Here is a 13,332-nt window from a genome sequence, read left to right on the forward strand (position 1 = left end):
GTAAAAGGGCGCAAATCAGCCAAAAACCCTGATCAGTGACCGCCAGCACAGGTCGGTGAAGCAGGCGCTGCACCGACCTTCGACCATTCTTCAGGCGTGTAAGTGTGCAACGCCAGCGCATGAAACTCGCCCATCAGGGCACCCAGCGTGGCGTAAACCTTCTGGTGCCGCTTGACCGAATTCAGGCCCTGAAACTGATCACTGACCAGAACAGCCTTGTAATGGGTCTGCTGACCACGACTGTGCATGTGGCTCTCGTCGAGCACTTGCAGATGGTGCGGTTGCAGCAGCGCAAGCGCCGACTCGATTCGTTGTTGCATGGTCATGGCAGCAATCGCCTGTCAGGGCTTTTTGGCAGGAGCTGGAGCGGCTGCCTTGGCAGGTTCCAGTTCGGCAGTCATGTCAGCCAGAAGCTTGTTGACGACCGGCACTGCGCTTTCCAGCTTGCTTTGGGTCAGTTGGGCCGATTGCTGAGCCAGCTCAGGCATTTTGGTCATCACTTTCTTGCCCAGCGGAGACTGGTAGAACGCAACCAGGTCCTTCAGCTCGCTTTCGGTGAAGTTGGCGGTGTACAGCTTGACCATCTCAGGCTTGAGCTTGTTCCAGCCAATGGCTTGGTCCAGAGCGGTGTTGGCCTTGGCCTGATAGGTTTCAAGCAGGGCTTTTTTCGATGCAGGTGCCTTGGTTTCAGCAAAACGCTGAGCGAACATCTGCTGAACCTGCGCATAGACCGGAGCGCCCAGGCGATCGGCGTTGGCAAGTTTCAGGAACGTTTCGGCGCTCGCGTTGTGACTGGCGGTGTCGGCGAAGACCTGGCCGCTGGCACAGACCAGGGCTACCGCGGTACAAATGGCACGAAGACGGGTCATCGAGTTTCCTTATCTAGCAAACGAGGCATTACCCCAGGGCCGACCATTCTGCGCTTATCTGGGCTTTTGGCTCAACCCCCGGTTCACCCAGCGGTTAAAAAGCACTGCGCGGGAACCCTGTAGGCATATGGACACCTAACCCTGCAACGCACTTAAAGGAGTAAGAACAGTGAGCCGCACCGAAACCGACAGCATTGGCCCGATCGAAGTCCCCGAAGATGCCTACTGGGGCGCGCAGACCCAACGCTCACTGATCAATTTTGCGATTGGCGATCAGCGTATGCCACTGCCCGTTCTGCACGCGCTGACCCTGATCAAGAAAGCCGCGGCACGCGTCAACGACCGTAACGGCGATCTGCCCGCCGACATTGCCCGCCTGATCGAACAGGCCGCCGATGAGGTGCTCGACGGTCAGCACGACGCGCAATTCCCGCTGGTGGTCTGGCAGACCGGCAGCGGCACGCAAAGCAACATGAACGTCAACGAAGTGATCGCAGGCCGAGCTAACGAACTGGCAGGTCAGGGCCGTGGCGGTAAATCACCAGTTCACCCCAACGATCACGTCAACCGCTCGCAAAGCTCCAACGATTGCTTCCCGACAGCCATGCACATCGCCACTGCCCAAGCGGTCAAGGAACAGCTGCTGCCCGCCATCGCCGAGCTTTCCAGCGGGCTTGCCGAACAGGCTGCGCGGCACATGAAACTGGTCAAGACCGGGCGCACGCACATGATGGACGCGACGCCTATCACCTTTGGCCAGGAGCTGTCGGGGTTTGTCGCGCAACTGGATTACGCAGAAAAGGCCATTCGCGCTGCGCTTCCCGCCGTCTATGAGCTGGCTCAGGGCGGTACTGCGGTCGGTACCGGGCTCAACTCGCCGAAAGGCTTCGCCGAGGCCATCGCAGCAGAGCTGGCTGCACTGTCCGGGCTGCCGTTCGTCACTGCGCCCAACAAGTTCGCCGCACTGGCCGGTCACGAGCCGCTTGCAGCACTTTCCGGCGCACTGAAGACCCTGGCCGGAACCCTGATGAAAATCGCCAACGACCTGCGCCTGCTGGGTTCCGGCCCGCGTGCCGGGCTGGCCGAAGTCAGGCTGCCAGCCAACGAGCCCGGCAGTTCGATCATGCCCGGCAAGGTCAACCCGACCCAGTGCGAGGCCTTGTCGATGCTCGCCTGCCAGGTCATGGGCAACGACGTGACCATCGGCTTCGCCGCCAGCCAGGGCCACCTGCAACTGAACGTCTACAAGCCGGTGATCATTCACAATGTGCTGCAATCGATCCGCTTGCTGGCCGATGGCTGCAGCAATTTCAATGAACACTGCATTGCAGGCATGCAGCCGGATGCTGAAAAAATGGCTGAGCACCTGGAGCGCGGACTGATGCTGGTTACTGCACTCAATCCGCATATCGGTTATGACAAATCGGCGCAGATTGCCAAGAAGGCTTACACCGAAGGCCTGACCCTGCGTGAAGCCGCATTGGCGCTGGGTTATCTGACCGATGAGGAGTTCGACGCCTGGGTGCGTCCGGACAAAATGCTCGAGGCAGGCAGTAATGGCTGATGCCAGAAGCGGCGCAACGCCACTGGAAGGTAACGGCAAACGGATTCTGATGGTTTACGGTACGCCGAAAGCCATCAGCCTCTGCCATGCCCTTGGCGAAGCCTATGCACAGGCTGCGCGCAGTGAAGGGCATGTGGTGCGGGAACTCAAGCTGGGCGAGCTGGATTTCGACCCCATTCTGCACAATGGCTACGATCAGACCCAGACACTTGAACCGGACCTGCTTGACGCCCAGCGCCAGATTCACTGGGCCGAGCATCTGGTATTCGTCTATCCCGTCTGGTGGGGCGGCTTGCCGGCACTACTGACAGGCTTTTTCGACCGGGTACTGACGCCCGGTTTTGCGTTCAAGACCCACGGCCGCAAGCATTCCTCCAATGAGCTGCTCCGAGGCCGCACTGCGGAGCTGCTGGTCGCCATGGACACGCCGCCACGCTATTTTCAATGGATTTACGGCGCGCCGGCTCACCGGCAGATGGTGCGGACGATATTGGGCTTTTGCGGGATAAAAACCAAACGCCTTAGCGAATTTGCCCCGGTGCACAGTGCCAGCGAACAGCAACGCCAGGAATGGATTCTCCAGGCGCAGGCACTGGGCAAGCGCTGATCTGTCCGAGCGGTGAATTCAGGCCTGTGCGAGCCTTGCCTTGCGCGCTCTGAGGCCAGCGACCAGTGAAGGACCAAGCGCGGTCAGCGCCGACCCCGTCACCACCAGCAGCGCGCCGCCGTAACCCATCACGTTCAATTCCTCTGCCTGCACATAATCAGGCCATAGCCACGCTGCGGCAGCCACGGCGGTCAGCGTAACCAGCGGCGTCATCGCAAGCGTCGCGCTGACCCGTGATGCCTCCCAATGCGCCAGCGCCTCAGCGAAAGCACCATAGGCCACCAGTGTATTCAGACAGCAGGCGAGTAGCAGCCAGCCCTGCAACGGGCTCAACAATAACGCCTCGGCGGGGTGCGCCCAAGGCGTTAGCAACAGCGCACAGAACAGGTAAATCACCATCATCACCTGCAGCGAATTCCACACGGTCAGGAGCTGCTTCTGGCTCAATCCATAGAACGTCCAGATGGTCGAGGCCAGGAGCACCACCAGCACACCAAGGGTGTAATCGCCCAACGAGGTGAACAGCTCCACCAGACGCTGATTGAAAAAGAAGCCGAAACCGATCAGCAAGACGGCCAGACCAATGCCCTGCCCCAGACTGAAACGTTCCTTGAACAAAAAGATACTGCTGATCAACAGGAAGATCGGGCCGACCTGAACCAGTAATTGCGTGGTACCGGGGCTCAGCAGCCGCAAGCCGATGAGGTACAGCACGTAGTTGCCGACCAGGCCGAATACCGCCAGCCCCACCAGTACCTGACCCTTGCGTCCCAGCACCTTGAAGCTGGGCAGGCGCTTGACCGACGCCAGCCAGATGAACAACAGCGCGCCGGAAACAGCCAGGCGAAACCAGGTCACAGTGACAGGGTCCATCACCTGCAGGACCTGCTTGAGCTTGATTGGCAGAATGCCCCAGAGCAACGCAGTCAACAGCGACAGACAAAGGCCATAGACCCAGCGACCAGACGAGATGTGCATTGAACCTTCCGCAAGAGATAGAACCAGTTGCTCATTCTAGGCGCTGATCTGCAAAGCAACAGTTACAGCTGGGCGCAGTTAACGCCGCCAATTGTGTTCTTTACCCCTGACCGCCGTGATTGCGCTGATACGTCTCGCTGCCCATTGCCTGAATCTGACCTTCGATCAAGGCGTCGAAAGGCTTCAGCAGCGCCTCGAAAGAGCGTGGCGCTTCCAGCGTCTGCAACGTATGAACGATAGCCTCAAGCGTCGATAAGGCATCCGGACCCGGCGCTTTGCGCAAGCGATAACGCGAAACTGGCACAATGCCTGGTGTGACCCTTGGCAGGCCCGCCAACAAGGGGTTGAGGTGCAGCAGTTTGCGCGCCTTGCGCCAGGTGCCATCCGGCACGACCAGCAACATGGGCAGCGAGTTCTGCACATAGGGCAGCAACGTCTCGGCAGCGTCACCCGGAAACAGCAACCGCGCCTGATAGCCGGGCGGGTTCAAAAGCGTTTGCAGATCATCGAACACTTCCCCCACCCGCAACTGCGCATTGACCAGACCCAGTGCGGCCAGTCGCGCCGTATTCAACGCATGGCCGGCTTCATCGGGATGCTGCAGGATCAACACTCGCGTGCGGCTGTCCAATTGCGGAATCAAGGCGCAGAGACAGTGCGGGACGGGACGCAGGCAACGTTTACAGCGGGCGCGGGGCATCGGTTCTTACTCGGACAATCCAAAAAGGTTAAAACATGCCGCGCTGCGCCATGACCTTGAGCTCATCACAACCGCCTGTCGAACTGCGGCGCAGTTTAACCGGATAGCCCCCATTGCACGGGGGTGAACCGTAGCTGCAACAGCGATTTGAGCTAGCCTTGAGGTCTGGGCTGGTGAAATGAAGTACGCCTGCTGAATCTGACAAGATCAACCTCAGGGGCTTTCATGAATCGCGAAGAAATCAAACAGAAGGTGTTTGACGCGCTAGGCATCATTCTAGTGGATAAAAGCATGATTCACGAAGGTGCCACCTTCATCGACCTGGCTTTTGAGGACGATGACATAGAGTGTCTGTTCGCGGCGCTGGGGGACATCTTCAACTTCGCGTTTCCTGACCAGATCAAGGAACAGGCCATCACAAAGCCCGAGGACTTTTCCCTGCACATGATCATCGAGCTAATTCTGTTGATGGGAAACGAAGGCAACAAAACCAGGATAAAACCCGGACATCGGCATTGAATGCCAGCCCTTGTATCGGGACACTCCTGTGCGTCCCGACCAGATTCAATATGCGCTCTGCCCAGCGAAGAGGGTCAGGCGAGAGGTTTACCGGCGTTGGCGACGACGATCATCATCGGCACGAACCGGAATGGGCTGCAGTTTTGGTCGTTCTATAAGACCCAATGCAACGCCTGCGTCATGGAGCCATTCTTGCAGTTTGCTATTCATAGAGCCCCCTTGAGGGAAATACCCGGCAGTCAATCTGTACACATCACTCACTAGAGATCATAGAAGCAAATGAACCGTTAGCCGAGTGCTACGGAAAACAATTTTCCGATAGAGCCAATGTGACATTTGTACAGGCTCGCTTCTAGTCTTTGCGACGGACGGCCTGTTACTGAACGTTGCGCCGACGAGCCAAACTGATCATTCAGGCGGACTGATCAGGCCGTCATTGTCAGTCATAGCCCGTTCGAGCAAGTCCGCGGGCAGACTCTTGCTGGCACGCGCACCCAGCAGCTTGAGTTGCTCGCTACGGCTTATCAGGTTGCCGCGCCCCTCCGTCAGCTTGTTGCGCGCCGCCGAGTAGGCCTTGTCCAGTTGCTGCAGACGGTTGCCTACCTCGTCCAGATCCTGAATGAACAACACAAACTTGTCGTACAGCCAACCTGCCCGCTCGGCAATCTCGCGCGCGTTCTGGCTCTGACGTTCCTGCTTCCACAGGCTGTCGATGACCCGCAAGGTGGCCAGCAGTGTGGTGGGGCTGACAATCACGATGTTGCGATCAAAAGCTTCCTGAAACAGATTCGGCTCCGCCTGCAAGGCTGCAGAAAAAGCCGCTTCGATAGGCACGAAGAGTAGAACGAAATCCAGACTGTGAAGCCCCTCAAGACGCTTGTAATCCTTGCCCGAGAGGCCTTTGACGTGATTGCGCAGCGACAGCACATGTTGCTTGAGCGCAGCCTGACCGATAACGTCGTCATCAGCCGATACGTACTGCTGATAAGCCGTCAGGCTGACCTTGGCATCGACCACCACTTGTTTGTCACCGGGCAGCATGATCAGCACATCAGGCTGAAAGCGCTCGCCATCCGGCCCCTTGAGGCTTATTTGCGTCTGGTATTCACGGCCCTTTTCAAGCCCGGCATGCTCCAGCACCCGCTCAAGAATCAGTTCACCCCAGTTACCCTGGGTCTTCTGCCCTTTCAAGGCGCGCGTCAGGTTGGTGGCTTCATCGCTCAAACGTTGATTCAACTGCTGCAGACGCTCCAGCTCCTTCGCCAGCGAAAAACGTTCGCGGGCTTCGTTCTGATAACTTTCCTCGACGCGCTTTTCGAACGACTGGATGCGCTCCTTGAGCGGTGTGAGCAATTGCCCCAGTTGCTGCTGGCTGGTTTCGGCAAAACGCTGCTCACGCTCATCAAAGATCTTGCCTGCCAACTCGGCGAACTGCGCGCGCAGCTCATCCCGGGAACCCTGCAGATCATTCAGGCGCTGCTGATGGCTGTCCTGCTGTTCACGCAACTCGGCATTCAATGCCGCGCACTGCGCATCCAGACGACGCAACTCGGCTTCTCTGCCGGCACGTTCATGATTCCAGGCATGCGCCGTTTCGCGAGCGCTATCGCCTTCCTGACGCAGCAACTCGACCTCGCGCCGCAGCGCTGCAAGGTCGGCCTGTTTGGCCGCATTGGCCTGGCTGAGGTCACTCACCTCGTCGCGGCAGGCATCCAGTTGCGCATTGAGGCCTTCCTGCGCCATCTGCGCCATGCTCAGGCGCTCGTCCAGCAGCGCGCTCTCGGCCTGACGAAGTGCCAGACGACGCTGCAACTGCCAGAGCAATGCCAACAAGGGCACAGCAGCTGCAGCAAGCCCCAGTAACAGGCTGTTCAGGTCCAGTGCCATAAAGACTCCATGCAGGCTGAATCATCGCCAGCGGCAGTGTGGGTAAGCGCGTGATAGTGCAGCAGAAACGTCGTCTAGGGCGAGGCAAGATCAACAGGCGGGGGCAAATCGGGGGAAAGGATTATACGCGCTTTCAGCAACGCGCACAGCCCCCATTTCGGGGACATTTCAGCCGGGACAATCCACAGAAGCTGTGGATAACTCAGTGGACAACCCCCCTTTAACTTCCGCAAACGCAAGCAGGATGCGGCCTGCGCTCAAACTGACGATTTTTTCACCAACTAAAAAAACGATGTTTTTCATTGACTTAATAATTCACCATCATAAATCAAACTCTTAGCAACGCTTGTGACAGTGATATGGCAGCTTGTTCAGCTAATGTGCACAACTCCCTGCCGGGGCTCTTTTCAGCCATTTCGGGCATCATATGATTGTTGCTCGATTGCATCTTATTCTCAATGAATACGTGGCTTTCAGCAGCCTTTCAACCACTGGGATCGACCTGTCGCCGACGCAGTCCACACCTCACCAGACGCCTTGAAAACAATGCAGGCGACAAATCATGCATCTCGCTGTCCAAGCACTGCCAAAAAAGACCAAATATCAGCCACCAAGGATTCAGTGAAGGCCCCATGAAGGAGATAGTGAAGTTCTTCCTGCTGCTGATGGCCGTCTGCATCGTCGCCCTGGCCACCAGTATTGTCCTGCCACCGCCGGACGGCGGCGTCTTCGCCTACAGCGTGCTGTTGTCTGCAATTGCCCTGCTGCTGATCATCTGCAGCGACCTGAGCAATGGACGTATCAACAAGACAGGCGACATCATGCGCGCCATCGAAGGCCGCAAGTCCCTGCGGCTGACCATCGCTGCCTACCTGCTCGGGTGCTCAATGGTCGCATCCGTGACCGTGCTGATCTACCGTATGGTCGGGCACTGGTGAATTTTATTTACCGACGCTTGCAATACTTCGAAATGGCGGGTAGCATGACGACCGTTAGTACCAAGCTGAAAATCAATTCCGGTCGACAAGTCCCCCGACAGACACTCCTCCATGCGACGAGAATGTTGGCAACAAGGGATCGACCACCTCGATGGTTTCCAGACATGAACCTTTCGCGCTGATGCACCATTTGGGGTGACAGTGCAGTCATGGCTCTCATGGTCTGCTTCAACCAGCCTGCAATTGATCAGGATCTTCACCCGGAGCGTAGAACCTTTGCTCCTGTTGTGTTGCCTGCCCTCCTAAGTACCTACCGGTCAGCCAGAGCGCCATACGATAAAGCGCGCTTCAACTGCCTGTCTTTGTTCCAGTCAGGTTCTCCGCCCAGCCAGGCTTTTGTATCAAATGTCGGCCCGCGTTTACTGGAATCTTTATTTATGCACGGTATTGTTCCGTGTTGTTTCAGGAAACACCTTGAATATGAATACTCAAACCCAACACGCAATTCACACATTGACCAATGCTTTTGCCCCGATGAACTGCCTGATCATGGCCGCTCGCAAAGGCTGTTTCAGTTTTACAATCGTCAACGAACACGGCATCGCCCGTCACAGCGAACGCCTGTACCCCGATCAGTACGCAAGCGCCGAACCGCTGCAAGCCGTGATCGAGCGTACTCGTCAAGCACTCATCGCCTGACGCAAACGATTCACCGCTCGCCAAAAGCCCCGCCCTGCAAAGCGGGGCTTTTTTATGCCCGCTCTATATTGAATTGACGACATTGACCAATGTGCAGCACTGAGACTTCGTCTAAATTGCAATTCCCACGGCTTTATCAAGATTGTCCTACAAGATTAGCTCTAAATCGGGCTCCTCAGCCTATAGCGCGCCATCGAAAATGTTGGTAATTTTCGACCGGTGAACAACAAGGAGTTCTAATAATGAAAATAATGACAAAAACACTGAACCGGACAACACTTGGACTCGCCCTGGGTCTGGCTTCTTCTCAACTGCTTGCAGCCGGTTTTGCCCTAAACGAACAAAGCATCAGCGGCATGGGCACAGGCTTTGCAGGTCGCTCCTCGTCAGCCGATGATGCAAGCACCGTATTCGGCAACCCTGCCGGCATGTCCCGAATCAAACGCGAACAAATCAGCGTCGGCGCCGCAGCCGTGATTGCCAAGACCGACATCGACAACGGTCGCGGCACATTCGGCGGCAGCAACGACGGTGACATGGTTCCGGTGGTCGGCGTGCCAATGGGCTATTACGTCAAACCTATCGATGATCACTGGGCATTTGGTCTGGGCGTGTACGTCCCGTTCGGCCTGGTCACTGATTACGAAAAAGGCTTCGCCGGCCGCTACTGGGGCGACAAGAGTCACGTCCAGATCGTGACCTTCCAGCCAACTGTCAGCTATGCATTCAATGACAAGGTTTCCATCGGTTTCGGCCCGACCATCAACCGCATCGACGGTGAACTGACCTCGGCAACATTGAACGCCGCAACACCGGGCCGTAATGACGGCAAGGTGAAGATCGAAGGCGATGACACCGCAATCGGCTTCAATGCCGGCATCCTGGTGCAGGCTACCGACACCACTCGTCTGGGCCTGACTTACCACTCCAAGGTCGATTACAAGCTCAAGGGCAAGACCAAGATCGAAGGCTCGGGCTTCGGCCCGTTCGGCGGCCAGAAGTACGATGCTTCGCTGGACATCTCCACGCCTGAGTCGGTGGACTTCTCTATCACCCAGCAACTCGACGAGAACTGGACTGTTTACGCAGGCAGTACCTGGACTCGCTGGAGCCGCCTGCAGGACATCACCGTCAACAACGATGGCGTCCCTGCTCTGCTGGGCGGTTCTGCCGGCCCAATCGGCACCATCACCGAAGAACAGAACTGGCACGACACCTGGGCGCACGCCATCGGTGCCTCGTACAAGGTCAATAAAGAGTGGACCCTGCGCACAGGTTTCTCCGTTGATCAGTCGCCGACCAACAACGTCAACCGCTCCCCACGCATCCCGACTGGCGATCGCAAGATCATCAGTTTCGGCGCAGGCTGGAGCCCGACCGACGACCTGACCATCGACGTGGCGTACTCGTACCTGCGTGAAGACGAAACCAAGATCCGCGACTCCAGCGCGACCAAAGGTTCGTACAGCGCTGACTACCGCAACACCGCTCACGGCCTGGGCACTTCGGTTACCTATCGCTTCTGATAGCAACTGCCAGGCTGAAAAAAGCCCGCAACCAGTAATGGTTACGGGCTTTTTATTGCGTGCCTGGTGCGCTCAGACCCGCATTGATTGACTGCCGTACAGATACTCCGCGTCATTGACTGGCTACCGTACAGATGCTCTGCCTCATGACTGACTATCGTGCCGACGCTCCGCGTCGGCATGCAGTTCTGGACGCTCTGCGTCCTCTTTGTGGCGCTCAGCGTCACACAAGGCTTCTACGATGTCAGGCAGATTCAGACAACACTCAAGCCCGCCCTAAGGCTTCGACGCAATCGCCTTTTCAATGGCTGCGATCAGCTCAGGATCATCCGGCTTGGTCATGCTGGAGAAGTTGGCAATGACCTTACCCTGGCGATCAACCACGTACTTGTAAAAATTCCAGCGCGGCGCACTGCTTTGCTCGGCCAGCACCTTGAACAAATGGGTCGCATCATCGCCGCGCACGGCCTGCGGCTCGGTCATGGTGAAAGTCACGCCGTAATTGACGTAGCAGACCCTGGCGGTCTCCTCACCATCCTTGGCTTCCTGTTTGAAGTCATTGGACGGCACGCCCAACACCTCAAGCCCCTGCCCCTTGTAGCGCTGACTCAGCTCTTCAAGCCCTTTGAACTGCGGGGCAAAGCCACAGAAACTGGCGGTGTTGACCACCACCAGCGGCTTGCCGGCAAAGCGTTTGCACAGGTCGATGTTTTCCTTGGCGCGCAGCTTGGGCAACTCGCCCTGCAGCAGCGGCGGACAGTCGGCAGCCATTGCAGCGCCACTCATGGCCAGCAGCAGAAGAGGTATCGAAACAAAGCGAATGTTCATCATGGCGGCCCTGGATAATGTTGTCGTTTGTCGACACGCTACCCCATGCCAGGCTGTCTGCCTAGCAAGCGCCCATTCCCAGTTGCAACGCAGCCAGCCCAACGTGCTGCCAGGCCCACCAGACCAGCCCCAACACCACCGCGCCTGCGAGCACCGCCGCCAGTAGGGGCCAGCGACGGCTCATGCCAGGCTACCCTGCGCCTGCAACCTGGCCACCGGGCGCTCACGCACCGGCCAGTTCAACGCGGCGGCCAGCAGACTCAGCAGTATCGAGACTTGCCAGACGAGGTCGTAGTTGCCGGTGCGGTCATACACCAGCCCGCCGAGCCAGCCGCCAAGGAATGCACCTAACTGGTGAAACAGAAAGACGATACCGCCCAGCATCGACAGGTTACGCACACCAAACAGTGTCGCGACCGTGCCGTTGGTCAGCGGCACAGTCGACAGCCACAGCAGGCCCATTGCTACGCCGAACAGATAGGCAGTGGTCTGGCTCAGCGGAATCCAGAGAAACAACACGATCACCACAGCGCGCAACAGATAAAGCGCGGTCAACAGTCGAGGTTTGGACATGCGCCCGCCCAACCAGCCAGCGGTGTAGGTGCCAAAGATATTGAACAACCCGATCAAGGCCAGCACCGTTGTACCGACCTTGGCGGGCAAGTGTTGATCCACCAGATAGGCTGGCAGGTGCACGCCGATGAACACCACTTGAAAGCCACAGACGAAGAAACCCAGTGCCAGCAGCCAGAACCCCGAATGCGAGCAGGCTTCACGCAGCGCCTCGCCCAGCGTCAGCTCGATACCGGTAGACACGCTCGGCGTATCCTTGAGCATGCCTACCAAGGGCAGGATCAGCGCCACCATTACGCCCAGCACCAGCAAGGCACCGGACCAGCCCAACCAGCTGATCAAACCCAGTGTGCCGGGCAACATGGCGAACTGGCCGAATGAACCCGCCGCGCTGGCGATCCCCATGCCCATGCTGCGTTTTTCCGCAGGCAGCGCGCGCCCGACGACACCCAGAATGACCGAAAAAGACGTGCCGGACAGACCAATACCGATCAGCAAACCAGCACTAAGGGAAAGACTCAGAGACGAATCAGCCATACTCATGCACAACAGCCCTGCCGCATACAGCACACCGCCAACGAAGACGACTTTGGCCGCTCCAAATCGATCTGCCAGCGCCCCGGCGAACGGCTGCGCCAGACCCCACATAAGGTTCTGCAAGGCGATGGCAAAGGCAAAGACCTCACGCCCCCAGCCAAAATCCGCGCTCATGGGCGCCAGAAACAGGCCGAAACCGTGCCGCGTGCCCAGCGAAAGCGCAAGGATCAACGCACTGCCCAGCAGAACCCAGCCGCTGGTACGCCAGATCGATGTCATGGTTAAGCTCCCTGCACTTTGTTACATGGTTTTACCTGCGAATCGCGAAGCTACGCGCTGCCGGTAAAAGCTGTCAACAAAGCGTTGTGCAGGGTCTCAAAGCAGCGCCAGCGTCAGCAGCACCGCCAATTCCAGCAGCTCGAGCAATGCCCCGGCCGTATCGCCGGTGCAGCCGCCCAGACGGCGCATCATCAACTGCCGCAGCCAGAAGAAACAAACGGCGCAGACCAGCAATACAGCTACCCCTGACCAGCCGGCGAGCAGCACGCACGCAATGGCAGTGGCGGCCAAAACCTTGCGTCCAGGGCCACGCGGCAGGTGATCGGCGAGCGCCTGCCCCAATCCCCCGGAACGCACATACGGCGTTCCCAGAAAAAGCCCAAGCATGGCAGCGCGTCCGATCAGCGGCGCCAACAGCAGCCCGATACTGCTGTGACTTTCGATCAGCGCCAGAATCGCTGCAAATTTGAGCAGCAGCACCAGCACCAGCGTGACCACGGCAATCGGCCCGCTACGCGGGTCCTTCATGATCTGCAAGGTACGTTCGCGATCACCAAAACCGCCCAGCCAGGCGTCGGCACTGTCGGCCAGACCGTCCAGATGCAAGCCGCCACTGAGCAGCACCCAGGCGCTGAGTACCAGCGCGGCATGCAGCATGAGCGGCGTACCACTGAGTTGCGCGCTGAAACCCAGCAGCAGCATGCCGAACACCACGCCTACCAGCGGGTAGAACAACAACGAACGCCCAAGCTCTTCCGGGCGCGGCATGCCGGGCAGACGAATCGGCAGGCTGCCGAGAAATTGCAGGGCGATCCAGAACGGCAGCAT

Annotated in this window: 16 protein-coding genes; 6 read left to right on the forward strand and 10 right to left on the reverse strand. The window is 58.1% G+C overall.

Features of this window, described 5'->3' with window-relative positions; genetic code table 11:
• Window positions 1-32: 32 nt before the first annotated feature.
• On the reverse strand, window positions 33-326 hold the full coding sequence (locus AC4ANE_RS19875; RefSeq protein ID WP_002554579.1) for a BolA family protein: 294 nt from the start codon (window positions 324-326) through the stop codon (window positions 33-35).
• A gap of 15 nt (window positions 327-341) precedes the next feature.
• Window positions 342-869, reverse strand: coding sequence for a DUF2059 domain-containing protein (locus tag AC4ANE_RS19880; RefSeq protein WP_003314637.1), 528 nt, complete (start codon window positions 867-869; stop codon window positions 342-344).
• Between the two features lie 169 nt (window positions 870-1,038).
• Between AC4ANE_RS19880 and AC4ANE_RS19885 the strand changes: the two genes are divergently transcribed.
• Both AC4ANE_RS19885 and AC4ANE_RS19890 read left to right on the forward strand, forming a co-directional pair.
• On the forward strand, window positions 1,039-2,433 hold the full coding sequence (locus AC4ANE_RS19885) for a class II fumarate hydratase (protein ID WP_002554581.1): 1,395 nt from the start codon (window positions 1,039-1,041) through the stop codon (window positions 2,431-2,433).
• Window positions 2,426-3,040 carry an NAD(P)H-dependent oxidoreductase gene (locus tag AC4ANE_RS19890; RefSeq protein ID WP_002554582.1) on the forward strand — a complete coding sequence of 205 codons (615 nt, stop codon included), beginning with the start codon at window positions 2,426-2,428 and terminating at the stop codon, window positions 3,038-3,040. The genes AC4ANE_RS19885 and AC4ANE_RS19890 overlap by 8 nt, the downstream gene beginning before the upstream one ends.
• Window positions 3,041-3,058: 18 nt before the next feature.
• On the opposite strand, the gene AC4ANE_RS19895 is transcribed toward AC4ANE_RS19890, so the two are convergent.
• Window positions 3,059-4,018, reverse strand: a complete 960-nt coding sequence (locus AC4ANE_RS19895) for a DMT family transporter (protein WP_002554583.1) — start codon at window positions 4,016-4,018, stop codon at window positions 3,059-3,061.
• A gap of 100 nt (window positions 4,019-4,118) precedes the next feature.
• A complete protein-coding gene (locus AC4ANE_RS19900) occupies window positions 4,119-4,718 on the reverse strand; it encodes a tRNA-uridine aminocarboxypropyltransferase (RefSeq protein ID WP_002554584.1) in 600 nt (199 codons plus the stop codon).
• Window positions 4,719-4,943: 225 nt separating this feature from the next.
• Here AC4ANE_RS19900 and AC4ANE_RS19905 point away from each other — a divergent pair, with 225 nt between their 5' ends.
• Window positions 4,944-5,237 (forward strand): hypothetical protein, encoded by a 294-nt coding sequence (locus AC4ANE_RS19905; protein WP_002554585.1) that lies wholly within the window; start codon window positions 4,944-4,946, stop codon window positions 5,235-5,237.
• A gap of 87 nt (window positions 5,238-5,324) precedes the next feature.
• Here the strand turns inward: AC4ANE_RS19905 and AC4ANE_RS19910 are convergent, their stop codons facing one another.
• The gene (locus AC4ANE_RS19910) at window positions 5,325-5,447 is read right to left on the reverse strand and encodes a PA1414 family protein (protein WP_101165338.1); all 123 of its coding nucleotides are present in this window, start codon (window positions 5,445-5,447) and stop codon (window positions 5,325-5,327) included.
• Window positions 5,448-5,645: 198 nt separating this feature from the next.
• Window positions 5,646-7,010, reverse strand: coding sequence for a DNA recombination protein RmuC (locus tag AC4ANE_RS19915; RefSeq protein WP_162836993.1), 1,365 nt, complete (start codon window positions 7,008-7,010; stop codon window positions 5,646-5,648).
• Between the two features lie 746 nt (window positions 7,011-7,756).
• Between AC4ANE_RS19915 and AC4ANE_RS19920 the strand changes: the two genes are divergently transcribed.
• From AC4ANE_RS19920 to AC4ANE_RS19930, 3 genes are all read left to right on the forward strand, one after another.
• Entirely contained in the window at window positions 7,757-8,062 is a 306-nt protein-coding gene (locus AC4ANE_RS19920; protein ID WP_002554587.1) for a hypothetical protein, read from the forward strand.
• 480 nt (window positions 8,063-8,542) lie between these two features.
• A complete protein-coding gene (locus AC4ANE_RS19925) occupies window positions 8,543-8,761 on the forward strand; it encodes a hypothetical protein (RefSeq protein ID WP_002554588.1) in 219 nt (72 codons plus the stop codon).
• A gap of 242 nt (window positions 8,762-9,003) precedes the next feature.
• On the forward strand, window positions 9,004-10,287 hold the full coding sequence (locus AC4ANE_RS19930) for an OmpP1/FadL family transporter (RefSeq protein WP_002554589.1): 1,284 nt from the start codon (window positions 9,004-9,006) through the stop codon (window positions 10,285-10,287).
• 276 nt (window positions 10,288-10,563) lie between these two features.
• Here the strand turns inward: AC4ANE_RS19930 and AC4ANE_RS19935 are convergent, their stop codons facing one another.
• The 4 genes from AC4ANE_RS19935 to AC4ANE_RS19950 form a co-directional block, all read right to left on the reverse strand.
• Window positions 10,564-11,115, reverse strand: coding sequence for a glutathione peroxidase (locus tag AC4ANE_RS19935; protein WP_460409005.1), 552 nt, complete (start codon window positions 11,113-11,115; stop codon window positions 10,564-10,566).
• A 61-nt stretch (window positions 11,116-11,176) separates the two neighbouring features.
• The gene (locus AC4ANE_RS19940; RefSeq protein WP_002554591.1) at window positions 11,177-11,299 is read right to left on the reverse strand and encodes a hypothetical protein; all 123 of its coding nucleotides are present in this window, start codon (window positions 11,297-11,299) and stop codon (window positions 11,177-11,179) included.
• A complete protein-coding gene (locus tag AC4ANE_RS19945) occupies window positions 11,296-12,504 on the reverse strand; it encodes an MFS transporter (RefSeq protein WP_002554592.1) in 1,209 nt (402 codons plus the stop codon). Before AC4ANE_RS19945 ends, AC4ANE_RS19940 begins: the two co-directional genes overlap by 4 nt.
• Before the next feature lie 96 nt (window positions 12,505-12,600).
• Window positions 12,601-13,332: an adenosylcobinamide-GDP ribazoletransferase gene (locus tag AC4ANE_RS19950; RefSeq protein WP_002554593.1), complete on the reverse strand. Its 732-nt coding sequence runs from the start codon at window positions 13,330-13,332 to the stop codon at window positions 12,601-12,603.

Source organism: Pseudomonas sp. Pme6b (genome assembly GCF_058129925.1).